This window comes from Proteinivorax hydrogeniformans (assembly GCF_040515995.1).
GTDB lineage: Bacteria > Bacillota > Proteinivoracia > Proteinivoracales > Proteinivoracaceae > Proteinivorax > Proteinivorax hydrogeniformans.
Genome location: NZ_CP159485.1, coordinates 2,584,062 through 2,610,789, shown reverse-complemented (window position 1 = coordinate 2,610,789; position 26,728 = coordinate 2,584,062). Strand labels below are relative to the sequence as shown.

27 protein-coding genes and 1 pseudogene are annotated in these 26,728 nt (G+C 38.6%); 20 read left to right on the top strand and 8 right to left on the bottom strand.

Annotated elements, in window-relative coordinates; translation table 11 throughout:
- Window positions 1–41: 41 nt before the first annotated feature.
- From PRVXH_RS12460 to PRVXH_RS12450, 3 genes are all read left to right on the top strand, one after another.
- Window positions 42–2,066: a penicillin-binding transpeptidase domain-containing protein gene (locus PRVXH_RS12460; protein WP_353893081.1), complete on the top strand. Its 2,025-nt coding sequence runs from the start codon at window positions 42–44 to the stop codon at window positions 2,064–2,066.
- Window positions 2,067–2,179: 113 nt separating this feature from the next.
- The gene (locus PRVXH_RS12455) at window positions 2,180–2,503 is read left to right on the top strand and encodes a metalloregulator ArsR/SmtB family transcription factor (RefSeq protein ID WP_353893080.1); all 324 of its coding nucleotides are present in this window, start codon (window positions 2,180–2,182) and stop codon (window positions 2,501–2,503) included.
- A 388-nt stretch (window positions 2,504–2,891) separates the two neighbouring features.
- The gene (locus PRVXH_RS12450) at window positions 2,892–4,277 is read left to right on the top strand and encodes a tryptophanase (RefSeq protein ID WP_353893079.1); all 1,386 of its coding nucleotides are present in this window, start codon (window positions 2,892–2,894) and stop codon (window positions 4,275–4,277) included.
- Window positions 4,278–4,337: 60 nt separating this feature from the next.
- Here the strand turns inward: PRVXH_RS12450 and PRVXH_RS12445 are convergent, their stop codons facing one another.
- Window positions 4,338–4,547: a hypothetical protein gene (locus PRVXH_RS12445; protein ID WP_353893078.1), complete on the bottom strand. Its 210-nt coding sequence runs from the start codon at window positions 4,545–4,547 to the stop codon at window positions 4,338–4,340.
- Window positions 4,537–5,706 carry a tetratricopeptide repeat protein gene (locus PRVXH_RS12440; protein WP_353893077.1) on the bottom strand — a complete coding sequence of 390 codons (1,170 nt, stop codon included), beginning with the start codon at window positions 5,704–5,706 and terminating at the stop codon, window positions 4,537–4,539. Before PRVXH_RS12440 ends, PRVXH_RS12445 begins: the two co-directional genes overlap by 11 nt.
- A gap of 162 nt (window positions 5,707–5,868) precedes the next feature.
- Between PRVXH_RS12440 and PRVXH_RS12435 the strand changes: the two genes are divergently transcribed.
- The 7 genes from PRVXH_RS12435 to dut all read left to right on the top strand — a co-directional run bounded on the left by PRVXH_RS12435 (window position 5,869) and on the right by dut (window position 10,118).
- A complete protein-coding gene (locus PRVXH_RS12435; RefSeq protein WP_353893076.1) occupies window positions 5,869–6,060 on the top strand; it encodes a ferredoxin in 192 nt (63 codons plus the stop codon).
- A gap of 154 nt (window positions 6,061–6,214) precedes the next feature.
- Complete coding sequence (locus PRVXH_RS12430) at window positions 6,215–6,439, top strand: hypothetical protein (RefSeq protein ID WP_353893075.1); 225 nt, start codon at window positions 6,215–6,217, stop codon at window positions 6,437–6,439.
- A gap of 64 nt (window positions 6,440–6,503) precedes the next feature.
- Entirely contained in the window at window positions 6,504–7,016 is a 513-nt protein-coding gene (locus PRVXH_RS12425) for a spore coat protein (RefSeq protein WP_353893074.1), read from the top strand.
- Window positions 7,017–7,622: 606 nt separating this feature from the next.
- Entirely contained in the window at window positions 7,623–8,384 is a 762-nt protein-coding gene (locus tag PRVXH_RS12420) for a transglycosylase domain-containing protein (RefSeq protein WP_353893073.1), read from the top strand.
- A 115-nt stretch (window positions 8,385–8,499) separates the two neighbouring features.
- A complete protein-coding gene (locus PRVXH_RS12415) occupies window positions 8,500–8,925 on the top strand; it encodes a CBS domain-containing protein (protein ID WP_353893072.1) in 426 nt (141 codons plus the stop codon).
- A gap of 73 nt (window positions 8,926–8,998) precedes the next feature.
- Window positions 8,999–9,676, top strand: coding sequence for a uracil-DNA glycosylase (locus PRVXH_RS12410; protein WP_353893071.1), 678 nt, complete (start codon window positions 8,999–9,001; stop codon window positions 9,674–9,676).
- Between the two features lie 10 nt (window positions 9,677–9,686).
- A complete protein-coding gene (gene dut / locus PRVXH_RS12405) occupies window positions 9,687–10,118 on the top strand; it encodes a dUTP diphosphatase (RefSeq protein WP_353893070.1) in 432 nt (143 codons plus the stop codon).
- A gap of 40 nt (window positions 10,119–10,158) precedes the next feature.
- Here the strand turns inward: dut and PRVXH_RS12400 are convergent, their stop codons facing one another.
- Both PRVXH_RS12400 and PRVXH_RS12395 read right to left on the bottom strand, forming a co-directional pair.
- Window positions 10,159–10,935, bottom strand: a complete 777-nt coding sequence (locus PRVXH_RS12400) for a LysM peptidoglycan-binding domain-containing protein (RefSeq protein WP_353893069.1) — start codon at window positions 10,933–10,935, stop codon at window positions 10,159–10,161.
- Window positions 10,936–10,957: 22 nt separating this feature from the next.
- Window positions 10,958–11,542 carry a LysM peptidoglycan-binding domain-containing protein gene (locus PRVXH_RS12395; RefSeq protein WP_353893068.1) on the bottom strand — a complete coding sequence of 195 codons (585 nt, stop codon included), beginning with the start codon at window positions 11,540–11,542 and terminating at the stop codon, window positions 10,958–10,960.
- 417 nt (window positions 11,543–11,959) lie between these two features.
- On the opposite strand from PRVXH_RS12395, the gene PRVXH_RS12390 reads away from it, so the two are divergent.
- From PRVXH_RS12390 to PRVXH_RS12375, 4 genes and pseudogenes are all read left to right on the top strand, one after another.
- Window positions 11,960–12,100, top strand: a complete 141-nt coding sequence (locus PRVXH_RS12390; RefSeq protein ID WP_353893067.1) for a hypothetical protein — start codon at window positions 11,960–11,962, stop codon at window positions 12,098–12,100.
- A 145-nt stretch (window positions 12,101–12,245) separates the two neighbouring features.
- Window positions 12,246–12,740, top strand: a complete 495-nt coding sequence (locus tag PRVXH_RS12385; RefSeq protein WP_353893066.1) for a GNAT family N-acetyltransferase — start codon at window positions 12,246–12,248, stop codon at window positions 12,738–12,740.
- 87 nt (window positions 12,741–12,827) lie between these two features.
- Window positions 12,828–13,636, top strand: a pseudogene (locus tag PRVXH_RS12380) (M55 family metallopeptidase).
- Window positions 13,637–13,695: 59 nt separating this feature from the next.
- Window positions 13,696–14,505, top strand: a complete 810-nt coding sequence (locus tag PRVXH_RS12375; protein WP_353893065.1) for a M55 family metallopeptidase — start codon at window positions 13,696–13,698, stop codon at window positions 14,503–14,505.
- Between the two features lie 1,222 nt (window positions 14,506–15,727).
- Here PRVXH_RS12375 and yaaA read toward each other — a convergent pair.
- On the bottom strand, window positions 15,728–16,474 hold the full coding sequence (gene yaaA / locus PRVXH_RS12370) for a peroxide stress protein YaaA (protein WP_353893064.1): 747 nt from the start codon (window positions 16,472–16,474) through the stop codon (window positions 15,728–15,730).
- Window positions 16,475–16,927: 453 nt separating this feature from the next.
- Complete coding sequence (locus PRVXH_RS12365; protein WP_353893063.1) at window positions 16,928–18,064, bottom strand: aldo/keto reductase; 1,137 nt, start codon at window positions 18,062–18,064, stop codon at window positions 16,928–16,930.
- 164 nt (window positions 18,065–18,228) lie between these two features.
- Here PRVXH_RS12365 and PRVXH_RS12360 point away from each other — a divergent pair, with 164 nt between their 5' ends.
- Both PRVXH_RS12360 and PRVXH_RS12355 read left to right on the top strand, forming a co-directional pair.
- A complete protein-coding gene (locus PRVXH_RS12360; protein WP_353893062.1) occupies window positions 18,229–19,647 on the top strand; it encodes an amidohydrolase in 1,419 nt (472 codons plus the stop codon).
- 80 nt (window positions 19,648–19,727) lie between these two features.
- A complete protein-coding gene (locus PRVXH_RS12355) occupies window positions 19,728–21,797 on the top strand; it encodes a prolyl oligopeptidase family serine peptidase (RefSeq protein ID WP_353893061.1) in 2,070 nt (689 codons plus the stop codon).
- Window positions 21,798–21,971: 174 nt separating this feature from the next.
- Here PRVXH_RS12355 and PRVXH_RS12350 read toward each other — a convergent pair whose 3' ends face one another.
- Both PRVXH_RS12350 and PRVXH_RS12345 read right to left on the bottom strand, forming a co-directional pair.
- Window positions 21,972–22,634, bottom strand: coding sequence for a CoA transferase subunit B (locus PRVXH_RS12350; protein WP_353893060.1), 663 nt, complete (start codon window positions 22,632–22,634; stop codon window positions 21,972–21,974).
- A complete protein-coding gene (locus tag PRVXH_RS12345) occupies window positions 22,634–23,281 on the bottom strand; it encodes a 3-oxoacid CoA-transferase subunit A (RefSeq protein WP_353893059.1) in 648 nt (215 codons plus the stop codon). The genes PRVXH_RS12350 and PRVXH_RS12345 overlap by 1 nt, the downstream gene beginning before the upstream one ends.
- Before the next feature lie 481 nt (window positions 23,282–23,762).
- Between PRVXH_RS12345 and PRVXH_RS12340 the strand changes: the two genes are divergently transcribed.
- From PRVXH_RS12340 to PRVXH_RS12325, 4 genes are all read left to right on the top strand, one after another.
- Window positions 23,763–24,128, top strand: coding sequence for a holo-ACP synthase (locus PRVXH_RS12340; RefSeq protein ID WP_353893058.1), 366 nt, complete (start codon window positions 23,763–23,765; stop codon window positions 24,126–24,128).
- A 5-nt stretch (window positions 24,129–24,133) separates the two neighbouring features.
- Window positions 24,134–25,639: an NAD(P)H-hydrate dehydratase gene (locus tag PRVXH_RS12335; RefSeq protein ID WP_353893057.1), complete on the top strand. Its 1,506-nt coding sequence runs from the start codon at window positions 24,134–24,136 to the stop codon at window positions 25,637–25,639.
- Window positions 25,640–25,701: 62 nt separating this feature from the next.
- Window positions 25,702–26,145, top strand: coding sequence for a CBS domain-containing protein (locus tag PRVXH_RS12330; RefSeq protein ID WP_353893056.1), 444 nt, complete (start codon window positions 25,702–25,704; stop codon window positions 26,143–26,145).
- A gap of 22 nt (window positions 26,146–26,167) precedes the next feature.
- Complete coding sequence (locus PRVXH_RS12325; protein ID WP_353893055.1) at window positions 26,168–26,683, top strand: hypothetical protein; 516 nt, start codon at window positions 26,168–26,170, stop codon at window positions 26,681–26,683.
- Window positions 26,684–26,728: the final 45 nt, after the last annotated feature.

Genomic DNA, 26,728 nt, shown 5'->3' with positions numbered 1-26,728 from the left:
TAAAAACTATAATGGAAAAAATTGAAGCAGGAGGAAGAAAAATGGGGAAAAGGAAGATGTTAATAATTTGTTTTGTATTGGGAGTAACGGTTTTAATGGGGTGTTCATCAGAAGACTTAAATCCCGAGCATACATTAGAAAGCTATATCGAAAGCTGGAGTAATCACCACTATGACGAGATGCTAACCTTACTTAACCAAAGCTCCTTTAACTTAGTTAACAGTCAAGAGTGGGTATTTGAAAAGCGCTATCAAAACATTTATAGGGACTTAGGCATTGATGAGATATCAGTGGAATTTGAAGTTAAAGACTTTAAAGAAGAAGGGATAGACTTAGATGAAATTGTGGAAATAACCTACCCAGTTAACGTGGAGATGAATTCACTAGCTGGTGAAATCAACTATAAAACTGAGGTAGAGTTAGTGAAAGAAAAGGACGAAGAAGATGAAGAAAAATGGTATGTAGTCTGGCATCCATCCCACTTACTAAAAGGGTTGACGAAACCTACAGATAAAATAAGGATTCAAACAAACCAACCTAATCGAGGAGAAATATACGATCGAAATGGCGAGGGGCTAGCTGTCAACGGAAAGGTACTTCAAGCATCAATTGTCCCTGAGGCTACAGATGATTTAGAACATACTGCTACCCAGTTTGCTCAAATCCTTGATTTAGATGAAGATAGGGTTAAAAATTTAGCAAATCAGTATTCCCATAGGCCTGACTGGGCAGCTCCTATCCAGAATCTACCTCTAGGTGACCCTAGAGTGGATAAGCTTTTAGAAATACCAGGAGTTTTAGTAAACCAAATAGACGGTCGTCAGTATCCATATGGAGATATAACCGGTCATCTAATCGGCCACATAGGTCCGATTACTGCAGAAGAGTTAGAAGAGCGTCAGGGGCAGGGGTACGGCAGTTCCTCTATGATTGGCAAGAACAGTCTAGAGCTAGTGCTAGAAGAGAAATTAAGAGGTGTACCAGGTGCTGTCATATCGGTTAGTGATGAAAATGGCGATAACAGTCAAGTAGTCGCTGAAAGTGACCCGGTTGATGGCGAAGACATTAACTTATCTATAGATATTTCAATACAGCAAAAGCTTGTAAACGCCCTAGATGGTGAAATGGGAGCTGGAGTGTCCATGAATCCAAAAACAGGAGAAGTTTTAGCGATGGTTAGTGAGCCGGCGTTTGACTCTAATCTTCGTTATTTGCGCTTGCCAGACCCGAAAGCAAAAGATTTAGAGGACACCTCAATACTCTTTGAGAGAAGGTTCCAAAACAGATACTCACCCGGCTCGGTGTTTAAGCCGTTTACTGCAATAATGGGTCTTGAAGAGGAAACCTTAGACCCTGAGGAAAAACTTAACATACAAGGGCGTAGATGGCAGCGCGACAGTAGTTGGGGTGGATATCACATAACCCGGGTATCTGATAAAGTAAATCAAGTTGATTTAAATACTGCAATGATGTTTTCCGACAACATATACTTTGCCAAGCAAGCCCTTAATTTAGGGGAAGAAAGCCTAGAAGAATGGGCGGAAAAGTTTGGGTTTGGGGATACTATGGACTTTCTGTTTCCTATGTATACTTCCAGCTTATCTAACGATGGTATAAGCTCTGAGATCCTACTAGCTGACACAGGATACGGCCAAGGTCAGATGCAAATTTCTCCGCTGCACTTGACAGCAATGTATACAACCTTTGTTAACGATGGCACCATGATCAACCCAACTCTACTAAGTAACGCCCAAACCGAAGCATTTGCTGCAGATATTTCATCTGTTGAAACTGCTTTTATTGTCCTTGACTCACTTATAGAAGTAGTAGAAAACAAAGACGGTACTGCGTACAGATCAAACCCCGGACATAGTCGAAAAATTGCGGGCAAAACAGGTACAGCTGAACTAAAGGAAAACTTTAAGGATAAAGACGGCGACATTTTAGGGTGGTATATAAGCTTTGATCATGAGAAAAAAGATGTGTTAACAACAATAATGGTGCACAACCACGGAAGTTCGGTGGCGGTGGATATGGCAAATAACTTTTGGAAGACGATAGACTAATGTAAAAAAGGAACCGCTGAGTCTGCGGTTCTTTTTTTATACTAGTTGACAATTACAATTAAGTATACTACAATTTAATTAAGCATATACTTAAGAGAAAGAGGAGAAAAGTTATGGATGAAAACTTAAAAGTCATGAAAGCCTTATCTGATAAAAGCAGAATAAAAATAGTTAAGCTACTTCTTAGTCATAACTTATGTGTAGGTTCTTTGGCTAAAAATATTGGTTTGTCAGAAGCTGCAGTTTCCCAACATTTAAAAGTTTTACGAAAAGCAGGAGTTGTTATTGGGGAGAAAAGAGGCTACTACACTCACTATCTAATAAATAAAGATGTAATTTATCATTTATCTCATGAGCTGCGCAGCTTGGTGGATAATCCACCGGCAGTTAAAATATGCTGTCAACATAAAAAGAAGGGGAGGGAAATTAATGACTAAAGAGAAATGTCTAAAAAAGGACCAAAAAGAGCCTAAAAAATGTAGCCCAGAGCAGATTAAAGAATGTCATGGGGATGAAGCTCACCCTTGTTAAAAAACAGAAGAGAAGTAATACAAAACAAGAGGAAGATGCCTTTAATTGGCCTATCTCCTCTTGTTTTGTATTACTTCGGCGATACCAAACTAACAAGTTTAAATGCACTTAAAAGCACCCTATATTACCTAATGAAAGTGCTAAACATAAAATAACTAGCTTTAGGGAATTGTTAAATTCTCGCAAAGCTAGTTATTTTTTAAAATAAGCTTGATTTTTTAAAAGAGTATGATAAATTAGAAAGTAGAGATAATGACCAAGCTTTAAATATCAGATAATTGGGAGGGGATTTTAATGGCTGTTAAAAGACCAAAGGCAGAACCGTTTAAAATAAAAATGGTTGAGCCAATTAAGATGATTTCAAAAGAGGAAAGAGAAAAGGCTCTTGAAGAAGCAGGTCACAATTTGTTCAATTTAAAAAGTGATGATGTGTACATTGACTTACTAACTGACAGCGGTACTGGTGCTATGAGTCATAACCAGTGGGCAGGCATGATGCTAGGTGACGAAAGTTACTCAGGAAGTAGAAATTACTTTAACCTAGCAAACACCGTTAAAGATATGTTTGGGTATGAATATACCATCCCGACTCATCAAGGACGTGGGGCGGAACAGGTGCTATTTCCTGTGTTAATTAAAAAAGGACAGTACTGTATCTCTAATATGCACTTTGATACCACAAAAGCCCACGTAGAGTTGGCAGAAGGTAGAGCAATTAACACTGTTATAGATGAAGCATATGACACTACTACTTATCACCCATTTAAAGGTAACTTTGATTTAGAAAAGACAGAAGAAGTTATAAAAGAAAAAGGTGTAGAAAATGTCGCTATGGTAATTATCACAGTTACCTGTAATAGTGCAGGTGGTCAGCCTATTTCTATGGAAAACATTAAGGCTACTTATGAGCTTGCTAAAAAGTATGACCTACCTGTTGTTATCGATGCAGCACGTTTTGCTGAAAACGCCTACTTCATCAAGCAACGGGAAGAAGGTTACGAGGATAAAACAATAGCTGAAATTATTAAAGAAACCTTTAGTTATGGAGACGCTTTTACCATGTCTGCCAAAAAGGATGCAATTGTTAATATCGGTGGAGTCTTGGGAGTAAAAAGTGATGAAGAGCTTTTTAACGCATGTAGGTCAAGGACAGTTCCTCTAGAAGGTTTTCCAACATATGGTGGGCTGGCAGGACGTGATATGGAGGCGTTAGCTAGAGGTTTAGTAGAGGGAAGTCAAGAAGAGTATCTAGAATATAGAATTAATCAGGTTCACTATTTGGGTGAAAGGCTAAAGGAAGCGGGCATACCTATCCAATATCCTGTTGGAGGCCATGCAGTTTTTGTGGATGCTAAGAAAATGCTACCTCACATACCTTACTATCAGTTTCCTGCTCAAGTGCTGGCAAACGCATTATACTTAGAGTCAGGAGTTCGCAGTGTTGAAATTGGTTCGCTGCTATTAGGAAGGGACCCCGACACCGGTGAGAATTTAGAATCGCCACTAGAACTACTACGTCTAACTATCCCAAGAAGGGTTTATACTACCGACCATATGGATGTAATTGCTGATGGACTTATAGCGGTAAAAGATAGAGCTAAAGATTTAGTAGGGATAGAGTTCACCTATGAGCCTGAAATACTAAGGCATTTTACAGCAAAGCTTAAACCAGTTAAATAGATTACAAAAAGCAGTTGATATCCTAGGTATCAACTGCTTTTTGCTAAGCAAATCCTGTTTTTACTTTTTACCGCCTCTAATGGGGTCTGGCGCGTACGGATTGCCAAAAGGCACTATCTCTTCGCAAGGTTCTGAAACTATTACTGGATAAAAATTAGTTTTTGCTAAAATGGTTTGGCTGTTAAACACAGGGATGAAAACAAGTGAGACAAAGACAATAAAAATGACCATAATGGGAAGAACATACCCTAAAACCTTATTATTTTTCACTATTAATCCTCCTTTCCTCTTTGTCTAGAATTTTAGAAACCAAACTATCGATAGCTGTAGTGTCTTTGCTGCTGCTATATATAAGGATTGACTTTAGTAAAAAAAGGGCTTCTTTGTCTAAAGTCAATTTAGAGAAGACTTTTTCCCCATATTTATCTAATAGATCTAACCCACCTTTTAAATCACCGGATTTAATATATATATCCATTATTTTGTTAACTAAGCTGCTTCTCAAAAAAGTTTGGTTGTGTTTTTCAGCAGTTTCTAAACCTTTTAAGTAGTAGCGTACAGCTTTTATATCTTTTTTAAGTCCTTTCTGATATATATCACCAATAGCGATATAAAGCTTTGAAACAATATCTTGGTCATCGCTGGCTTCATCTATCATTTTTTCTATTTTTTGTATATGTTCTAAGTATCCATCTTCTTTCAATTCTTTTGTTTTGAGAGATAAGTTAACTAAATTTATATAAACCAGACCTTGTAAATCCAAAGTGTTTTGATAGGAGTTAAAGATATCAAAAGCGCTTAAATAGGCGTTTAGTTCTTTGTCATGTGCCCCAATTTTATGTAAGCTCTGACCCTCTAAAATAAGTAGTTTACCTAAATCTATTTCTTTAACTTTTTCTGAAATTCTTTTAGCTTTATTAATATAAGTCAAACTATTTTCGTGATCATCTAAGTGATTATAAGCTAGTGCAGTGTTATAATAAATTATCCACTTTTCTTCTTTGGGAATATCTTTTTCCTCTGAAAGGATTAAAGAGTTTAAGCTAATAGCTTCCTCATACTTTCCATCTTTAATGTAGCTAGAAACAAGCTTTGATACTATTTTATGATTTCCGCTTTTAAGCTTAAGGTTCATAGCCCTTTCAAAAGCTCTAGTATAGTAGCAAACCTCTTTTTGAGGTTTGCCAAGAGTGTAAAACAAATCACCCAGTAAGCTATAAATATCTACATATATTGTAGAATTACAATGCTTATCTGCAAATTTCTCTATCTTCATAAGCTGCTTAGAAGTTAACTCACTTTTCTCCTTTATACTCTCATTAATTTGTTTTTTTATATAATAGGCTTTGGTTTCAGCACAACCAGCCGTAAGGGGCTTGCTCTTATTTGAGCTAGGCACGATTAATTTAAAATTATTTTTATTAGACATTAAACCACCTCTATTTTCTTATTATTATACCATCACTTAAAAGAAGTGTAAATATTGAAAATATAAACACAAAATATGACTTAAGCCGATATAAATGTATAACCTTCAATTTATAGAGAAAACTTATATATAGAAAACTTATTATAAAGGAGAGAGTATATTATGAAAGCTATTGTAGATCAAGATGCATGTATTGGATGTGGGCTATGTCCTAACATTTGTCCAGAAGTATATGAGATGACCGACGATGAAGAAAAAGCTATTGCCATCGATGATGATATTCCAGATGATAAAGTAGATGGAGCTAAAGAAGCAGAAGATGCATGCCCGGTGGACGCCATAAAAGTAGAATAATTTTTAATATAGTATTGAATAAAAAACCTAGTTGAACTAGGTTTTTTTATTTTGCTCAAAAGCCAAGCTAAAAGCCCATTTTAACAACTATCTCGCCTTGGCACTCACAATTTTAAGGGGAAAGAATAAAGTAAATCAAGGGAGGGGGAATAACATGGAAAACAGCAAAGAACAATTAAAAGAAAAACTTAAAGACTTCGGTCCTAATAAAGCCCTTGTGGAAATACTTGTGTCAGATATACTCAAAAAAAATGAACTTACTGCAAGCAAAGCCGATAAGCTTACAGAAGAACAGAAAGAACAAATAAGACAGTTAGCGTTAGAATATCTTGATCAACTAGGTAAGTTAAAAGAACAAGCAAACAAAGGAGAAAAATAACAACTAAAAGCTTGGGTTAATGGGTAGTAAGGGGAATTATTAAATAAAAAAGGGGGGTATAACATTGACAAAGTTTGACGAATACCGCGAAGAAGAGTATGATTTTAATGCTGAGTATGACTACGATGATTATGATGATTATGATTCAAATTTTAAGAAACCATTTCCGAAGAAGCCATATCCTAAAAAACCATTACCACTTGATGACTTAATAGCGCAGGAAGCTGAACAGGTTAGCAAGATATTCCAAATTATTGACGAAGATATAGAAATATACGACTCGTACAACGTAACAATAAATAAGCTTAGCGCCCAGGCGGCGATAAACCTTCAAGCTAGTATAGAGCTAGCTCTTATAACTATAATATCAGTGGTAATTGGTGACACTGCAAAAGCTAAAGAAGTTACTCAAGAGCTGCTACAAGCGACTAAAATTAAGCAGGTAAGTTATCTACGCACAAGAGTAGCAAACTCGAGAAACGTCGAAATAACCACGGCAGATCTAAGTCTAGTAATCTCAATAGAGCTGCTAATACTGGTGTTTGTAGTTGTTCTACTCCAGTTAGAAATACTTTAGTTTGTTTAAAAGGGGGTGTCTGAAACAGGATCTTTCCTGAAAAGACAGCCCCTTTGCTTGTGTTGTATAAGAAGAGTCACCTCACTGATTGAAGTTTCACTTTACCGCAGGTTAACTGGCTGTAAGCCCCCCACTTTAGAGAGCAATCCAATATTTGCAAGTGGGGAACAACAGCCAGTAAAAGCCCGATTGGTTCAACTAAACAATCAGTGAGGAAGGTCGCCTCACTGATTGAAGTTTCACTTTACCGCAGGTTAACTGGCTGTAAGCCCCCACTTCAACAATTAGAAGCAATCCATATTTGCATGTGGGGAACAACAGCCAGTAAAAGCCCGATTGGTTCAAGTAACACTCAGTGAGGAAGAGTCACCTCACTGATTGAAGTTTCACTTTACCGCAGGTTAACTGGCTGTAAGCCCCCCACTTTAGAGAGCAATCCAATATTTGCAAGTGGGTAACAACAGCCAGTAAAAGCCCGATTGGTTCAACTAACAATCAATGAGGAAGAGTCACCTCACTGATTGAAGTTTCACTTTATCAAATTTTGGTATATAATAAATAATTAACGAGAATAATGACAAACTTAGTTTGAGGGGGGATTTTGCTTTGAAAATAATAAGGTGGATATTTAGGGCGTCTATTGCAGTTGTGTTAATTGCCGTATTGTTTGTTTCTTATACTTATATTTCTATTAAGGTTCCTTTTTCCTCCCGTTATATAGACTGGGAAAATCCTAAGCCTATATATGATGCTAATAGAGAAATATCTATAATAGAAGATGTGTTGGTCAGGGAATTTCATGCAAATAGGATAGATTTTGTTTCGATAGATGACATGCCAGAACATTTAACAAAAGCCTTTATCGCTATAGAGGATAACCGTTTTTATCGGCACCCTGGCTTTGATGTTAAGGGTATGATGCGGGCGCTATCTGTCAATATAAGAAATAGAGAAATTACCCAAGGCGGTAGCACAATAACACAACAGCTAGCTAGAAACCTCTTTTTAAACCATGAGCAAACGGCGGAAAGAAAACTTTTAGAGATAGTTATAGCTTTTGAACTAGAGCGTCAGTTTACCAAAGAACAAATACTTGAAATGTATCTAAATCAAATCTACTTCGGTAGTGGAAACTGGGGAGTGGAGCAGGCTTCTAAAAACTATTTTTCTGGCACATCGGCAAAGGAAGTTAATTTATCCCAAGCGGCTGCTTTAGCTGGTATTATTCAAGCTCCTAACGTGTATGGACCGGCGGTACAGGTTAACTCTCAAATCGCTATAGATCAAAGGCAAATAGTACTTAACAGGATGCTTGAAAAAGGATTTATTACAAATCAAGAGCTTAAAAATGCAGTAAACAAAGATTAAAAAATCAGGTTCCTAAATTTAAAGGGATCTGATTTTCAATCTGAAATTCAGCTTAACTTATGGTATAATTATATATGGGTGTACAGGGTTATTTCGTAATCTAGGAGGGGTATTGATGAACATAGCTTTTTTTCTTACGCCTAAAACAGATATCATTTTTGAAACGCCTAAATCTACAATGAGGCAGGCATTAGAAAGAATGGAATATCATCGCTATACTGCAATACCAGTAATCGATGAAAATGGTAAATACGTGGACACTATTACAGAGGGGGACTTGCTTTGGAAGCTGAAGAGCTTGCCTGAAATTAGCTTAAGCGAAACAGAAAACATACTACTAGAAGATATCCCCAAACATATGGTAAACAAAACTGTGTCGATAAACGCTGATATCGAGGACCTAATCAACCTTGCAACAAGTCAAAACTTTGTACCAGTAATCGATGATAAAGACATTTTTATAGGAATCATAAAAAGAAGTGATATTATAAACTACTGCTATAATCAGTACGTAAAGAAAGATCATAAGGTAAAAGAATAAAGCAAAACCAGCCTCCTATGTAAGGGGGTTGGTTTTTAACTAAATATTAAGTATTTGTTTGAGGTGAGAATCAATGCTAGATATACATAATGATTGGCGAAACAAACTAGCAGGTGAAGAAAATAAAGAATATTACAAAAAGTTAAAACAGACACTTATAGAAGAGTATTCTAACTATAAAGTTTATCCAAGAAAAGATTTAGTTTTTAATGCCTTTAACTTAACCTCTTTTAGCAGCACCAAGGTAGTTATACTCGGTCAAGACCCTTATCATGGTGAAGGTCAAGCCCACGGCCTAAGTTTCTCTGTTCAGCCTGGCATAAAGACCCCGCCTTCCTTAAAAAACATATACAAAGAGTTACAGATGGATGTAAGCTTTACCATCCCTAACCACGGCTTTTTAAATCACTGGGCTTATGAGGGTGTGCTGCTACTTAACACAGTGCTCACAGTTAGAAAAGGAGAACCTAATTCTCACAAAGGCATTGGGTGGGAAAAATTCACAGATAAGGCGATACAGCTTTTAAATAAACGCCAAAGACCGGTGGTGTTTATTTTGTGGGGGAAAAACGCCCAACTTAAAAAGAAATTAATTACTAATGACAATCATTTGGTGTTAGAATCTGTTCATCCCAGTCCTCTTTCTGCTCATAGAGGTTTTTTCAAAAGCTCGCATTTTTCTAAATGTAATAGATTCTTAAAATCAACAAATCAGCAGCCTATAAACTGGCAGCTTACTATAAATATTTAAGAGGTGAATCATGTATAAAATAAAATATAAAAAATTAAGCAAAACAGCGATAATCCCAAAACAACAAAATCTACATGATGCTGGAATGGATATATTTTCAGACGAAGAATTAGAGATACCCTCGGGGAAAACCGCTCTAATTTCCACCGGCTTAGCTATGGAATTGCCTTTAGATACCGAAGCGCAGGTTCGTCCACGCAGTGGTTTAGCCCTAAAGCACTGCGTTACTGTCCTAAATACACCCGGGACTATAGATGCTGGCTATAGAGGAGAGATAAAGGTTATACTTATAAACCATGGTGACAAAGCTTTTAAAGTGAAAAAAGGTATGAGAATAGCACAGCTGGTCATTAAACCTATTTACAAGGTTGATGTAATAGAGGTTGCCGATTTAAATCCTTCTCAGCGAGGACAAGGAGGATTTGGTTCTACAGGCCAATAACAAAAAGCTGCTGACAGTTGTCAGCAGCTTTTAATTTAGATTAGTTGCAGCAGTCTGCTATTCTTCCTCTTAGGATAACTGGACCAACTTCATCTCTACGAGAGTTGTAAGGTCTAATTTCTAAAGTGTCGTCCGGAGTTGCTTTTGGGACGGTTCTGGTACCAACCCAAGTATCTAGATCATTTGTAACAAGCTCTAGCTCTACTCTAAACTCCCTTCTTGGTCTGGCAAGTCTGTGAATACCGATATAGCTATCGTATCTTCCAAACCTACCTGGATCAGGAAGATTAACTCCTACAAAGGTAACAGCAAAATCATTTAAGGCATTTAATATAACTGCGCCCCAGATGTCAAACCTGCGAGCTTCTCTAGTTCTGTCTAAAGTTACAGAGCATGGGAAGGTTAACTCAGGTTCTTCTTTAGGAACACACAACACATCTCCTGGGAAAATTAAGTCAGGATTAGTTATATGAGGGTTAGCGTCGATTAATGCGTGTAGTGAAACTCCAAACCTTTGGGCGATTAAGAACATTGTATCTGAAGGTTGTACGGTGTATCTTCCACGGAAACCAGGAGGACACTTTTTAGGAACACGTGGCTTAGGTGGCTTAGGTGGCTTAGGTGGTCCAGGCACACACAGTACATCTCCTGGATAAATTAAGTTAGGATTAGAGATGTGAGGGTTTGCATTTATAAGGGCCTGAAGGCTTACGCCAAATCTTTTAGCTATAAAGAACATTGTATCTCCAGATTGAACTGTATATCTTCCTTGGAAATTAGGTGGGCACTGACTAGGAACTCTACCTCTTGTTGACATTATACTTCACCTCCTTTCTAGGTTAGTGTGGCACACAAAGCACATCGCCAGGGAATATTTGTGCTGGGTCTGTAATGTGTGGATTTGCATTTATAAGCGCTTGTAGCGTCACTCCAAACCTCTGGGCTACCAAAAACATGGTGTCGCCAGTGCGAACTGTATATCTTCCCTGAAAGCTTGGTGGGCAAGTTTCTGGAATTCTGCCAGCTGGTGGTTTGCCAGGAACACATAGCACATCACCAGGGAAAATCACATTAGGGTTTGGGATGTGAGGGTTTGCGTTTATAAGAGCCTGAAGGCTTACGCCAAATCTTCTAGCTATTAAGAACATAGTGTCGCCACTTTGTACTGTATATCTTCTTTCAAAGTTAGGGGGACACTCTTTAGGAACTCTTGGAGGTCTTGGTGGCTTAGCTTTTGGTACGCATAAAACATCCCCTGGAAAGATTAAACTAGGGTTTTCAATATGGGGATTAGCTTTTATCAAAGCCTGAAGACTAACGGAAAATCTTTTAGCAATCAAAAACATGGTGTCTCCTCGCTGAACTGTATAACGGCCCTGAAAATTAGGCGGACAAGTGGAAGGCACTCTACCCCTTGTTCTCATTCGAAATTCCTCCTTTTGCAAAAATTAATACCTAACACAAACTACCTTCATCTATCGGTAGTTTCACAATAGTATATGATTATAGTTTAAAGACGTGAGAAAATAAAAGTGTAAAGTACCTTTAATTTAGAAGTCTTTATCGCAGGTCAAACAGCCAGTAAAAGCCTGATTAGTTTAACTAATAACCAGCGGTGTAAGAAGGATCCCAGAGGAAAAAAGAGCATATAACTCAAATTTTCTACAATTTTCACTATAAACCACACATTTTAAATACACATCTATAGGTGAAAATACAGCGTACTACATCGCTTTTAATAGGCTTTTACATTTAAGGATATTACTGGTAAAATACATGACAAACCTAAACATATTCAAACCTTTGTTTAGGAAATAATCACTTTGGGGAGGCATATACTCATGAAGAAATTTCTAAGCTTGTTTTTTGTATTGATTCTGTCCATGGCAGTTTTTGTAGGCTGTGGTGGAGACTATGAAGGTGATTTTGAAGAAGAGGTTCCTCCAGTTGAGGATAACGGCGGCGTTGACGACGATTTTTAAAAATTAAACATGATAAAGATAGTACAGCCTTTTATTTAAAGGCTGTACTATCTTTTTATTTACAATATATTTACTTTGCTGAAAAAAGTGATAATATATTTAGTAGAACGGAATATTATTTTTAAAACCTAATGGAGGGGATAATATGGAAATAAATTTTAGGCCGATCAATAAAGAGCATATAGAAGAATTATGGAAATTATCACTTGAGTTAAAGGAGGAAAAGGCGGGAGTATCCTTTGTTAGCCTAAACAGTAAGGAAGATATAGAAAAAATGCTAGACGATCAAGATATATACCTTTATGGGGCTTTTCAAGATAAGGTTATGATTGGAGCATTTTCCGCTCGCAGAGGTAAAGAAAACAAAAAACACTCCTGTCATATTGCTGCTGCTTTTACCAAAGCATGTAGGGGAAAAGGCATTAGTCAAAAACTTATGGATTATGCCTTAGCGGACCTTAAAAAAGAGGGTATATGGATGATTAGAGCTTATGTTTACAGTCACAACAAAGCGTCTGTAGGTTCGCTTTTATCTTGTGGATTTACTTGGGCAGGAACTGTACATAAACATCAGTGGAACGAAGAAGAAGGTAGGTATATAGATGATTTGATTTTCCACAAAGACCTAAGTTGCCAGTAGCCAATATAGTAAAAAGGTAAATGGCACTTTAAGTGCAGGAATTTGCATGCAATATACAGAATATTTATAACAGGAGGTGTTGAAAAAATGAGAGTATTTATTTCAGCAGATATAGAAGGAATTTGGGGAGCTGTTTCAAGAAAGCAAGCTAGTTCAGATGGCTCTGACTATTTAAGAGCTAGAAAGCTGATGACAAAAGAGGTAAATTTAGCCTGCGAGGCTTTGTTAGAAAACGGGGCTAAAGAGATAGTTGTTAACGATGCCCATGGTCTCATGGATAATATCCTAATAGAAGAACTTAACCCGAAAGTACAACTAATATCGGGAAGCCCGAAGCCGTTAAGTATGATGCAAGGCATAGATCAAGAGTTTGACAAGGCGATATTTATTGGGTACCATTCTAGAGCTGGTTCCTCTAAATCGAATTTGATCACACCTACCATGGAGGGTTAATTTCCTCTATAAAATTAAATGGCAAACCAATGGGGGAAAGTGGATTAAACGCACGCCTAGCTGGTTACTATTCTGTTCCCGTGGTATTTGTCTCCGGTGATGAAACCGTAACTCACCAAGTAAAAGAAGAGATTGGAGAAGTTGTCACATTTGCAGTTAAAGCTTCAATAAATCGTACCTCAGCTCACAATCTAAGCTTTGAACAGCTTAAACAAGGCTACAGAGATAAAATCAAAGCCGCGAACAAACTACATAAAAAAGCATTAAAGCCAAGCGGTCCTTTTACTTTGGAGGTTGAGTTTTTAACAAGTCAAGGTCCTAACTTAGCAGAGAGAGTGCCAACTGTAACTCAAGTAGGGCCCAAAACTATAGAAATTAAAAATGAGGATTTTTTAGAAATGTTTAATACATTAAACGCAGTAATAAATGCCTCAGGTAGGTAACAAAGAATATGGGAATTTATTTCAGAATATAGAATATTTTTTATATAGGAGGTGTGTATATGAAAGTCTTTATTTCTGCAGATATCGAAGGCATTTGGGGGGTTGTTTCCAAAAAGCAGATTATTGGAGATAGTTTTGACTATAACCGTGGGCGAAAGCTTATGACAGAGGAGGTAAATTTGGCCTGCGAAGCCTTGATAGAAAATGGTGCTACTGAGATTGTGGTAAATGACTCTCATGGACCTATGGATAATCTTTTTATCGAAAAGCTTCATCCCAAGGTGCAGCTGATATCAGGAAGCCCTAAGCCTCTTAGCATGATGCAGGGTATAGAAAAAGGCTATGACAAGGCTTTGTTTATCGGGTATCATTCTAGGGCGGGCTCATCTTTTTCGACCTTTGACCACACTTACAACAGTAGCTTGCTCTCTTCTGTAAAGCTAAACGGCCAGCCTGTAGGAGAAGCTGGTATGAATGCTCGCTTAGCTGCTTATTATTCCACTGCCGTCGTATTTGTGTCTGGCGATCAGACACTGGCCGGTCAGGTAAAAGAAGAGATCGGCGACATACCTACTTTGGCTGTTAAGCATTCCATAAATCGCACATCTGCTCATAATATTAGCTTTGAGCAGCTAAAAGAAGGCTATAAAGAAAAGATAAAAGAAGCAGCTAGGTGTGAAGCCAAGCCACTTAAGCTTGAAGGGCCATTTGTGCTAGAGGTAGAGTTTTTGACAAGCCAAGGCCCAACTCTAGCAGAGCGAATACCCACAGTCACAAAAGTAGGCGACAAGACAGTAGAAATAAGAAATGATGATTTTTTAGAGTTGTTTAAGACGTTAAATGCTGCCTTAGATTCAGACAGCTTATAAGCACCTATTTTCGTTGTTGCTGTTGAGAGGCCAGACCAGTCACGTATTAATATACGCTCCCGCCCTGTCCTCTCAACAGCGCCTAGAACCTAGGCACTTCTAAGCTGTCTGAGGTGGTCGTATAAGCACTCATCTTCGTTGTTACAAAAAAATGTCCAGACTCCTCACGTATTAGATATACGCTGTGGGCCTGGACATTTTTTGCGCCTAGAATATGAGCACTTCTAAGAGGCTTAGGCGGGGGCGGATTCTTTTCCAACCTCCAACTTCGCACCTCCTATTACCATGAAGCTTGTCATTCTGAGGCTTACCGAAGAATCTTGCTCTTTATGCCCCAATTCAGATACCACCTCAGAAAACCATAGATTTTTCTTCACTACGTTCAGAATGACAACCCGAACCATTTACTCACTTCCAACTTCCCACCTCCCACTACTCAAATCACTACTCAACCGCCTCATTCATCGCCTTCTACAAACACAAAATTATCTTCATCAAAAAGATGTGATAGGATATCAAAAACCCATGACATCAAGGAAGCCATATCCGCAGGCAATGAATTACCTGCTGTTTGAGTAGTGAGTAATGTGAGGAGGTTAGAGGTGAGAATATCCACCCCTTGAAGAGGTAGTGGTCGGCCTCTGTGCCGACCAGAGCAGCATATGGGCACGGCTTAAAAAAGGTTATCATTCTGAGGCTTGCCGAAGAATCTTGCTCTTTATGCCCCAATTCAGATACCATCTCAGAAAACCATAGATTCTTCACTACGCTTAGAATGACAACCCGAACCATTTACTCACCTCCAACTTCTCACCTCCCACTACTCAAATCACTACTCAACCGCCTCATTCATCGCCTTCTACAAACACAAACTTATCTTCATCAAAAAGATGTGATAGGATATCAAAAACCCATGACATCAAGGAAACCATATCCGCAGGCAATGAATTACCTGCTGTTTGAGTAGTGAGTAATGTGAGGAGGTTAGAGGTGAGAATATCCACCCCTCGAAGAGGTAGTGGTCGGCCTCTGTGCCGACCAGAGCAGCATATGGGCACGGCTTAAAAAAGGTTGTCATTCTGAGGCTTGCCGAAGAATCTTGCTCTTTATGCCCCAACTTTAGATACCATCTCAGAAAACCATAGATTCTTCACTACGCTTAGAATGACAACCCAAACCATTTACTCACCTCCAACCTCTCACTACTAATTACTCAACCGCCTCATTTATCGCCTTTTACAAACACAAACTTATCTTCATCAGAAAGTTCTTCTGTAAAAGCAAAATTTAGCCTGTTAAACTTTTTCATCTCTTCAACATCTTCAATCTCATTTTCCGCCATAAAACGAACCATCTCTCCTCTGGCCATTTTTGCGTAAACTCCTTTTTCTTTAACCTTTTCCCCAACCATTTCACCAAAGACACAAGTAACAAACCTTACGTCATCTGTAAGATACGTAGAAATACACTTGCTATACTCCTTAGACGCCAAATTGACAATGCAGTTGGTCTCGGAAAATAGCTGGTCAGCTAGCTTGCTGTTCCAATAGTCATATAGTGAGTTTAAATCTTCTCCTTTAAGCTTTGCCTGCATTTCTAATCTGTAAGGGGCAACACCGTCAAAAGGACGCAATATACCATAAAAGGCAGACATGATGCGCAAATGTCTCTCGATGTAGTCCAGTTGTTTGGTTTGAAAAACCCCTGGCGCCATGTATTTATATTGAATACCCTCATAGGCTAAAATAGCCGGGGTTAAATTTTTGTGCAAATCCATCTGTTGTATTCTTTGCTGGTTAAGTGTAGCTATCTTATCACTACATTTCCATATTGACTTTAATTTATCGTAACTTTGCTTTTTTAAGTATGTAAGAAGAGTTTCTGCCTCACTTATAAACCGAGGAAGATTGTTATAATCCAAATCCATGTCAACATTCATCTTTTTAGCAGGTGAAACAATAATTCTCATACGTTAAACATCCTCCTATGTTGTAATAGATAATAAACAGTAGCAAACTATTTGCGGCCACAAAGCCCGCAGGCAATGAATTATCTGCTTTTTGAGTAATAGGAATGTGAGGTTAGAGGTGAGAATATCCACCCCTCGTAGAGGTAGTGGTCGGCCTCTGTGCCGACCAGAGCAGCATATGAGCACTTCTAAGCAGCCTGGTTGGGTCGGATTCTTTTCCAACCTCCAACTTCTCACCTCCTATTACCATTAAGCTTGTCATTCTGAGGCTTGCCGAAGAATCTTGCACTTTATGCCCCAACTTAGATACATTTCAGAAAACCATAGATTCTCCACTACGTTTAGAATGATAACAGAACCATTTACTCACAACCAACCTCTCACTTCCCACTTCCCAATACTCAAATCACTGTCAACTACAAAACCTGCTGAGCTTAGCCCAGCAGGTTTTTCCTACCCTAACTCTTTTTCAATTTTCTTAAGGTGCTCGATAATAGGTAGATTTTGCGGGCATTCTTTTTCGCATAGGGAACATTCTACACATTTTGAAGCATCCTTTTCCATTTTCTTAATTCTGGCGTAGGTCTCTTTGCTGCCTTTGTGGTTTTCGAACATATAACCGCTATTATAAACACTAAATAGGGTTGGGATCATAACCTCTTGTGGACATGGCACACAGTAGTTACATTCCGTACAAGCTATTTTCATTCTATCGATATAAATCGTCTTTGCTTCATCAATAAGACTAAGCTCCTCTTCGCTTAAGCAGTTGGGCTTGGCGCTGTCTAATATGCTGATGTTTTCGTTAACCTCTTCCTTTGTTCCCATACCACTTAGGATAACGGAAACCTCAGGGAAGTTAGCTAACCATCTAAAGGCCCACTCTGCTGGCGTACGCTTTTCCTTATACTTATCCCAAACTTTTTGAATGTCTGCCGGAATATCTTTAGCAAGCTTGCCACCTCTTAGCGGCTCCATGATAGCTACAGCTAATCCTTTTTCATGGGCGTATTTTAGCCCCTTAACTCCAGCTTGATAATCTTCATCTAAGTAATTAAGCTGAATTAAGCACATGCTCCATGGATATGCATCAACGATTTCTTTAAATACTTCTAAATTATCATGGAAGGAGAAACAAGCATGCTTAATTTTACCTTTTGAGATAGCTTCATCTAAAAACTTAAGTGCACCTAACTCCTTTGCCTTGTCCCAACGCTCTTTATCTAATGCATGTAAAAGATAAAAGTCTATACAATCGGTTTGTAGTTTTTCTAACTGCTCATCTAGATATTTTTCAAAGTCCTCGTACTTTTCCACCTTCCATACAGGCGACTTAGTAGCTAGATAAATTTTTTCTCTGTAGCCATCTTTTAATGCTTTGCCTACAATAGGCTCACTTTCACCTCCGTGGTATGGATATGCGGTGTCTATATAATTTACACCGCTATCAATACAATGCCTAATTAACTCGATTGCTTTTTCCTCGTCAACCTTTGTATCATCGCCCTCTCCTTTTGTAGGAAAGCGCATACATCCTAATCCTAACAATGATGAGTTGACATCACATTTCCCGAATGCTCTTTTTTGCAAAATAGACACTCCTTCATTTTGTGGTTATTAAGTATATTTAAACAAAGAGGGGAAAAAATCCTGCTATCGAAATAATTTTATGTTAATAACAAGGATTTTAGTTATTTTTCTTGAATACAATTATAAAGTTAGACTGACGAAATATCAAATAAGGGGGAATTTTTATGTTGGATTTGCTGATTAAAAATGCAACGGTAATTACCATGGAAGGTAAGGGGCTGGGAATTATTCCAAATGGTGCAGTCTCAATCAAAGGTAACAAAATTGTAGAAGTGGGAAAGTACGATAGCCTGACTTATAAGAAAGCTCATAGAGAAATTGATGCAGAAAACAAAGTAGTGATGCCAGGACTTATTGATGCGCACATCCATACCGGAATAGCCATATTAAGAGGGTTATCCCAAGACGTAGACAATTGGATGGAAGGTGGACTTTGGCCTTTTGCAAAAGCTTTAGATGAACAAGGGCGCATTAAAGGATCTATGGTTAACATTATCGAGGGAATCAAAGCTGGCACCACAACCTTCTGTGATTATGACAATCCTATGGATAAAATCGTGGAAAATCATGCCGCTATAGGCTCTAGGGCGGTAGTAGCTGACACAATAAACGAAATGCCTGAAAAGGGGGATATTAAGGTTGGTGAGCTTTATCCCTTAGACCCTGCTGTAGGCCAACAAAAATTTAAAAACGCCCTAAACTTAATGGAAAAGTGGCATGGTTATAAAGATGGAAGAATAAGATGTTTAATGGGACCACAGGGACCTGATATGATGTCCAAAGAACTTTTGCTAGAAGTAAAAGAAGTTGCAAAAAAGTACAACACAAAAATTCATATGCATGTAGCACAGGGTGACCGAGAAATACTGCAGATGGAAAAAAGATATGGCAAAAGATCTATACAATACCTTGATGAAATCGGTTATTTAGATGAGATGTTATTAGCAGTCCATCTAACTGAGGCCACCGCCGAAGAAACAAAACTTGTAGCTCAAAGAGGGGCCTCGATGATTCTTTGTTCCGGCAGTATCGGGATCATAGATGGGATTGTCCCACCAGCTGCAGAGTTTATTAAACACAGCGAAAGGCTCGCCCTAGGCAGCGATCAAGCTCCAGGCAATAACTGTAACAACATGTTCAACGAGATGAAATTTACCTCTATATTAAATAAATGTAACGCCAAAGACCCTAAGGCTTTTCCATCTTGGGAGGTTCTCAAAATGGCTACTATTAACGCGGCAAAAGCACTGGGCATGGAAGATGAAATTGGTTCTATCGCACCGGGTAAAAAGGCTGATGTCATTATTGTTGACACAAAAAGCCCTGCTATGTTTCCAGCCTTACACTCACCTCAGCGCAATATAGTGCCTAACCTAGTTTATTCTGCTAGCGGCAGCGAGGTAGAAAGTGTAATTATCGATGGCAAGGTAGTAATGGAGGACAGAAAGCTAATTAGTGTCGATGAAAAACAAGCTGTGCAGGAAGGTCAAGAGGCGGCAGAAAAAATAGCTAAAAGAGCAGAGGAGTTTTACGACAGCATGGAAACTACCCTATCCAAAAAGATGAAGGAAGGACTGTTATAATGTTTATTGGGAACTTGACTTATAATTGTCAACTGTAAATCGTAAAAGTAAATTGGTTTTAAAAACTAGGGAGGGATAGTATGAAGAGAGAAAATGTTAAAGACAATTTTTTCGGAACAGAAGTTCATGATCCTTACAGGTACCTTGAAAATCCAAAAGATCCACTGACCAAAAAATTTATTGTTGAGGAAAACAAAAAGACTGAGAGTTTTATCAAAGGGGATTTGCATCGACAGTTAACTGATGAGCTGAAGGAAATTTATAACTTTGGCAAAACTTCATTGCCAACTATAACGGAGAGCAGCTACTTTTTTACAGTAAACCCCGGTCTTCAAAATCAAGGGGTCCTTTACAAAATGGACAAAGACAGTGGTGAGAAAAAAGAGGTTCTTGACCCTAACGGGTTAGAGGAAGATGGGACTGCAGCTTTAACTAACTATTCCATAAGCCCTGACGAGAGGTACATGGCTTATACCATATCAAAAAGTGGAAGCGATTGGCAAACCATTTACATCAAAGATTTATCCACCATGGAGCATACCAAGGAAAATCTTAAGTGGTGTAAATTTACCAACATGGCTTGGCATCCTGACGGCAGTGGGTTTTACTACAGTAGGTTTAGAAACCCCAACACTGTAGAGCCTGGTGAAGAAAGCTATCACAACAAGGTGTATTTCCACAAAGTTGGTACTATGCAGCAGGATGATGAGTTAATATTTGAGCTTCCCCAGCAAAAGGAGCTGAGCTTTCATCCATTTATTACTGAGGATAAGCGCTACTTAATTTTGTATATATCAGAAGGTACAAAGCGAAGCAATAGGGTTTATATTCGCGAGATAAATAGCGAAAAGTTTATCAAACTGTTAGACAAGGCGGATGCATCGTACATGCCAGTTGCTACCATAGATGACACCATATATGTACGTACTAATTTAGGCGCTCCTAAGGAAAGGCTTATCTCTATTAACCTTCAAAGCCCTATGAGAGAAAACTGGCAGGAAGTTATAGGGGAGCTGCCTACAAAGGTAATGAATGATGTAAAGCTAGTTGATGGGAAGTTTGTGGTTTCCTACATGGAAAATGCTCATCACAAGCTAGAAACTTTTGATTTAGAGGGACAAAAGCTGGAGGATATTAGCTTGCCAAGCATAGGTAGCTTAGCAGGAGTATCTTGCAAAGCAGAAACCCCAGAGTTATTCTTTGCCTTTACTTCATTTTTTACTCCAACTACCATATACCGCTACAACATGAAAACAGGGGAAAGCTCCCAGTTTAACCCGCCAGAGCTAAAGTTTGACCCTAACGAATTTGAAACAAAGCAGGTGTTTTACCCATCAAAAGATGGCACCAAGGTTCCTATGTTTATAACCTATAAAAAAGGCATCAAGCTAGATGGAAATAACCCCACAGTTCTATGGGGTTATGGAGGATTTAACATAAGTGTTACTCCAAGCTTTGCGCCTCAGCAAATACTGTGGCTACAAAAAGGTGGCGTACATGCAGTTGCCAACTTAAGAGGTGGAGGAGAGCTAGGGGAAGATTGGCATAAAGCGGGAATGCTGGATAATAAGCAAAATGTTTTTGATGACTTTATCTCAGCGGGAGAATATTTGATTGAAAAAGGCTATACCTCTACATCTAAGCTAGCTATATCCGGTCGAAGTAACGGAGGGCTGCTAGTAGGTGCATGTATGACTCAAAGACCTGACCTATTTGGAGCGGTAATTTGTGGTGTCCCAGTGCTGGATATGCTAAGGTTCCACAAATTCACAGTTGGGAGATACTGGACAGGGGAGTATGGCAATGCTGAAGAAAATGAAGAGCACTTTAAATTTATGTACAAATATTCCCCACTTCACAACGTAAAGGATGATGTGGAGTATCCTAAGACCCTAATTTTAACTGCAGAGGTTGACGACAGAGTGGTGCCAGCCCATGCACTTAAATTTGCCGCAACGCTTAAACATCATTACAAAGGGGATAACCCCATACTACTAAGGGTAGAAGAAAAAGCCGGTCACGGCATGGGTAAGCCGATATATAAAGTTATAGAAGAACAGGCAGATACCTATACTTTCCTATTAAAAGCCCTTGGAGAAGAAGAGGTGCAAGAGCACACTAAAGAAGAAGTTAATAATGATGATAAGTAAGCTTGAGTAGTCCAGAAGCTTAAAAGTACTGAAAAACTCAGCCCAGTCACGTATTAGTTATACGCTCTGGGCTGAGTTTTTTACTAAGAACTTCCTAGCTAACCATCCACTATCCAACTGCTCTTACAAAACTACCTTTACCAACCTCCAACCTCTAATTACTGACTACTAATATTACTGTCCAAAAACCCTCAAATCTTCTTCAACTATCAACTCTGCTTCGGTGTTTTTCTGTACCTCTTCTACCGTTGTATTATACGCGATTTCCTTAAGTAGCAACCCTTTTTCGGTCACCTCAATTACTGCCATATCGGTAACAATCAAATCAACTTCCTCAGCTGCCGTAAGTGGTAAAGAACATTCCTTTAATATCTTAGGACTGCCATCTTTTGACACATGCTCCATAGCCAGAATAACTTTTTTAGCACCGGAAACCAAGTCCATCGCTCCGCCCATACCAGGGACCATCTTACCGGGGATCATCCAGTTAGCTAAGTTACCTTTTTCATCTACCTCTAAAGCTCCCAGCACAGTAGCGTCAACATGGCCACCCCTAATGATTGTAAAAGATGTGGCGCTATCAAAAAAAGCACCTCCTGGATTCACCGTAACCGGCTGTCCGCCGGCGTTAGTCAAATCTTTATCCTCTTCTCCATCTTTTGGGGCGGGACCTAACCCCACAAATCCATTTTCCGACTGCAAAACAATATCTATGTTTTCAGGGATAAAGTTAGCTACCATAGTGGGCATTCCTATCCCCAAATTTACGACATCGCCATCTTTAAACTCCTTAGCTATACGCTTAACGATAATTTCTCTGCGCTTTCTTTTATCCATTATTCATCCCCCCTAACTACCATATCCACAAAGACACCCGGTGTCATAACTTCATCGGGGTCGATGCTCTCAACTACATGATCAACCTCAGCAATAACTAATTTAGCCGCTGTTGCCATGATAGGATTGAAATTTCTAGCGGCTTTGCGGTACACTAAATTACCGTATTTTTCAGCCTTATACGCCTTAATTAGTGCAACATCTGCGCCTATTGGCTTTTCTAGCAAGAAATCTTTGCCATCTACAGTTACCTTTTCTTTACCTTCCTCCACCACAGTTCCAATTCCTGTAGGAGTTAGCACTCCACCAAGTCCTGCGCCACCTGCGCGTATCTGCTCAGCTAAAGTACCCTGTGGCACTAATACAACTTCAGTTTCGCCGCTATGCATTTGTTTCCCGGTTTCAGGGTTTGTACCGATATGAGTGGCAACCACCTTACGCACCCTTTTGTTGGCCACAAGTCTGCCCACCCCTTTATCAGGAAAGCTTGTGTCGTTTCCTATTATCTCTAAGTCATTAAGTCCTTTTTCCAAAATGAAGTCAACTAATCTCTCTGGAGTTCCTACATTTAAAAAACCGCCAATTAAAAGACTTTGCCCGTGTTCTAACTTAGCTACAGCTTGTTCGATGCTTACTAACTTACTCATAAGTATCACACTCCTTTTCATTATATATTATTTTGCATATATCAAATTAATTAGTCTTACCTTTGGTATAAGCAAAAATAGTGCCATAAATTAAAAGAACGAAAGCCCAGTAAAATAAGGATTCCTTATAAAAAATATTAACGGATTGATTCACAAACGAATCAAAACACAGAGGATGCCTAGAAATAGTTTGCTCTTGAACAACCTAGGCTCGAACCACATAAGTTTCGTGGTGATTTAGAAACGGTTCGCGACTTCGCCCCTAAACTTCAGTGGTTTGCGAGAAATTTGAGTAGTCTAAGTGGGGGTTATCAGCCGCTAAATACATTTATCGTATTACTTATTTTTTAGATTATATAACATATATATAAGACTAGGTTGAATATCACTTAGCGTTTGTGTCTTAGTTTATAATATGATACAGTATTTCACAAGATAAGTATAAAATTGAACTGCTGTAGCAGTTTAAAGGAGGAGTACAATGATATTTGGTGTCGGAACTGATATTATTGAAATTTCTAGGATAGAAAAAGTCTATAATGCTAGAGGTAGGAGGATTTTAGAACGCCTTTTTACCCAAAGAGAACTAGATTCAATGTCCTTAGATATCGCTACAATAGCTGGTAGATTTGCCGCAAAAGAAGCAGTGGCCAAGTCGTTAGGAGTAGGATTTGGGTTAATCAGTTGGAAGGATATCGAAATCATAAAGGATAAACTAGGCAAGCCTAGGGTATATCTAAAAGGAAATGCCCAAAAAAGAGCTAGGTCTCTAGGGATATCCAGATTGCACCTTAGCATCAGTCATTCTAAAACAGATGCCATTGCCTATGTAATTGCTGAGGGGTGAGTTATTTGAAGCTTGCTAGCGCTGAAAACATAAGGTTTATAGATGCAAAAGCAGAAAGTGATTATATGATTTCTCCTTTAATTTTGATGGAGAATGCTGGGCGTAGCATAACAGAAAAAGTTATTGAAATTATTCCAAATGATAGTTCAATTGCTATCTTTGTCGGCAGCGGTAATAACGGCGGTGACGGCTTAGTTGTAGCCCGCCATCTAGCAAACAAAAATTTTAATGTTAAGGTAATTTTGTGCTCCGACAAGCTTTCGCAAAATGCACAAAAAAATCTAGAGATTCTACAAAACTATAACGAGATAGAGGTGAAGTTTGCAAAAACCTTACGTGAGATTAAAGAGGCAGTTTTTTGCGACTTCATTATTGACGCACTTTTAGGCATCGGCGTAGACAGCGAAGTATCCGGTTTTTATAAGGATGCTATCGAATATGTAAATAGTCAAAAAAGAGGTAGAGTTATAAGCATAGACACTCCCTCTGGACTCCCAGCCTGTGGTCCATATCCCCACTGGCCAATGATAAAAGCAGATTACACAATAACTTTAGAATACCCTAAAGAGAATCTTATGGTCTACCCTCATAAAAAGCTAGCAGGAAAAGTGTACAAGGTGCAGATAGGACTTCCTAATTCTCTTAAAAAAGAGGTTATTCCCAGTAGTTACCAAATAACGTCGGAGTTTGTTAAAAAAATTCTCCCCAAGCGCAAAGAAGACAGTCACAAAGGAGATTACGGTACCGGAATTGTCTTAGGTGGCAACCCCAATATGCCTGGCGCCGTAAAGCTATCAAGCTTAGCGGCGTTAAAGATGGGAGTGGGCGTACTACATACAGTTGTGCCGACCAAAATTCAGCAAACCCTCCAAAATTATACCGCTGAAAACATAACCTGGGGCATAGACTATACTAACTGGCAAAAATCCCTTAATGAACTAGCTGTGCCGCTAGAAAAATCTACTGCTATGGCGGTGGGGGTGGGCATGGGTACTCAAGACAACTTAAATTTCTTCAAAAAACTAATAGCTAGCTATTTTAAACCAATAATTATAGATGGCGATGGTCTAAACTTACTATCTAAGCTTTCAACAAAGGATATAAAAGAAAACTGGATATTAACACCCCACCCAAAGGAAATGGCTAGGCTTACCGGGCTAAAGCTTAATGAAATAACAAAAAACCCTGTGGAAGTAGCCAAATATTTTAGCAAAGAATTTAACTGTACAATAGTTTTGAAGGGAGCAAGCACCGTTGTCTCTAGTCCTAAAGGGATTGCTTTTGTAAATATCTCTGGTAACAACGGTTTATCTAAAGGAGGCAGTGGCGACGTTCTAACCGGGATTTTATTAGCCCTTGTATGTAATGGGGCTACACCTTTAGCAGCTGCTTTATCGGGGGTTTATATACATGGATTAAGTGCAGATTTACTTGTAAATGGGCAAGATAACCGAGGAGTGTTACCGTCGGAGGTGGCCTTCGCGCTACCAAAAGCTATTAAAGAATTATAGCTTTTTACAAAAAGGAATAATTATAAGATAAAAAGCCATAATTAAACAAAAGGGGGATAATTATGAAAGTAGCAGAAGTTATGAACAAAGATGTGGTGTCAATTAACAAAAATGCAACAGTAGAAGAAGCCACTAAACTAATGATAGAAAAGTCTGTAGGTGGTCTGCCAGTGGTAGATGACGAAAATAAAGTAGTAGGCATGATAACTGAAAAGGACTTGCTCTTAAGGCACAAAGAGTTCGTTCCACCACCCTATGTGGATATATTAGGGGCCTTTGTTTACCTTGAGGACCCTACCCGGGCTAATGAAAGACTTAAAAAATCGTTATCCGCTTCAGTGGAAGATGTCATGAGCACCCCGGTTTTTACCGTAAGCCCTGAAGATGATACACAGTTAGTTCTACAGTTTATAGTAGATCACGGTTATAATAGGATACCAGTAGAAGAAGAGGAGAAGCTAGTAGGGATAGTTTCAAGGGGAGACATTCTAAAAGGGTTAGTCTAACCTAACTAAGGAGGAAAACTCGTTGAAACTCATCTTAATTATGGTAACTATGCTAGCTTTGCTGCCAGGATGTTCATTTGACGCCGATGATATAGCAACATTGATTAAAGAGCATGTTGAGGACATGGAAGCATACGAGGCAGAGTATATCCTCACAGAAAATGGACAGCAGTTTAAGGTTATCGAGACTTATGAAGATAGCGGAAACTACCATAAGATTATAGTGATATTTCCCCAAAAGCATAAACAGGTTATAGAAAGGGAAAATGATGAAATAACTTTATCATTTTACCCATCAGATTTCTCCAAAAAAATACACATAAATGACTTTGATATACCTCAATATAGCTACGTAAAAACCATAACATCGCTATCTAATTTGCTTGACTATGTTGATGGCGCAGATCCTAAAGTAGCAGTGCTTGGAGAGAACAAAGAAGCAAAAGTATACTACGAAAAAAGAGGCGTAAAGGCTATAGAGCTTAACTTAGATGGCAAAGAATATAAAATTGAATTTGAGAAACTTATAGTAAATTAAACCAGAAACTCTAAGGAGTTTCTGGTTTTTCTAATATTAACAAGG

Bases quoted from the DNA above. Each gene is read 5' to 3' on its own strand.
- PRVXH_RS12460 (WP_353893081.1), top strand. From the start codon at position 42: ATGGGGAAAAGGAAGATGTTAATAATTTGTTTTGTATTGGGAGTAACG.
- PRVXH_RS12455 (WP_353893080.1), top strand. From the start codon at position 2,180: ATGGATGAAAACTTAAAAGTCATGAAAGCCTTATCTGATAAAAGCAGA.
- PRVXH_RS12450 (WP_353893079.1), top strand. From the start codon at position 2,892: ATGGCTGTTAAAAGACCAAAGGCAGAACCGTTTAAAATAAAAATGGTT.
- PRVXH_RS12440 (WP_353893077.1), bottom strand. From the start codon at position 5,706: ATGTCTAATAAAAATAATTTTAAATTAATCGTGCCTAGCTCAAATAAG.
- PRVXH_RS12435 (WP_353893076.1), top strand. From the start codon at position 5,869: ATGAAAGCTATTGTAGATCAAGATGCATGTATTGGATGTGGGCTATGT.
- PRVXH_RS12430 (WP_353893075.1), top strand. From the start codon at position 6,215: ATGGAAAACAGCAAAGAACAATTAAAAGAAAAACTTAAAGACTTCGGT.
- PRVXH_RS12415 (WP_353893072.1), top strand. From the start codon at position 8,500: ATGAACATAGCTTTTTTTCTTACGCCTAAAACAGATATCATTTTTGAA.
- PRVXH_RS12410 (WP_353893071.1), top strand. From the start codon at position 8,999: ATGCTAGATATACATAATGATTGGCGAAACAAACTAGCAGGTGAAGAA.
- dut (WP_353893070.1), top strand. From the start codon at position 9,687: ATGTATAAAATAAAATATAAAAAATTAAGCAAAACAGCGATAATCCCA.
- PRVXH_RS12400 (WP_353893069.1), bottom strand. From the start codon at position 10,935: ATGTCAACAAGAGGTAGAGTTCCTAGTCAGTGCCCACCTAATTTCCAA.
- PRVXH_RS12395 (WP_353893068.1), bottom strand. From the start codon at position 11,542: ATGAGAACAAGGGGTAGAGTGCCTTCCACTTGTCCGCCTAATTTTCAG.
- PRVXH_RS12390 (WP_353893067.1), top strand. From the start codon at position 11,960: ATGAAGAAATTTCTAAGCTTGTTTTTTGTATTGATTCTGTCCATGGCA.
- PRVXH_RS12385 (WP_353893066.1), top strand. From the start codon at position 12,246: ATGGAAATAAATTTTAGGCCGATCAATAAAGAGCATATAGAAGAATTA.
- PRVXH_RS12375 (WP_353893065.1), top strand. From the start codon at position 13,696: ATGAAAGTCTTTATTTCTGCAGATATCGAAGGCATTTGGGGGGTTGTT.
- yaaA (WP_353893064.1), bottom strand. From the start codon at position 16,474: ATGAGAATTATTGTTTCACCTGCTAAAAAGATGAATGTTGACATGGAT.
- PRVXH_RS12360 (WP_353893062.1), top strand. From the start codon at position 18,229: ATGTTGGATTTGCTGATTAAAAATGCAACGGTAATTACCATGGAAGGT.
- PRVXH_RS12355 (WP_353893061.1), top strand. From the start codon at position 19,728: ATGAAGAGAGAAAATGTTAAAGACAATTTTTTCGGAACAGAAGTTCAT.
- PRVXH_RS12350 (WP_353893060.1), bottom strand. From the start codon at position 22,634: ATGGATAAAAGAAAGCGCAGAGAAATTATCGTTAAGCGTATAGCTAAG.
- PRVXH_RS12345 (WP_353893059.1), bottom strand. From the start codon at position 23,281: ATGAGTAAGTTAGTAAGCATCGAACAAGCTGTAGCTAAGTTAGAACAC.
- PRVXH_RS12340 (WP_353893058.1), top strand. From the start codon at position 23,763: ATGATATTTGGTGTCGGAACTGATATTATTGAAATTTCTAGGATAGAA.
- PRVXH_RS12330 (WP_353893056.1), top strand. From the start codon at position 25,702: ATGAAAGTAGCAGAAGTTATGAACAAAGATGTGGTGTCAATTAACAAA.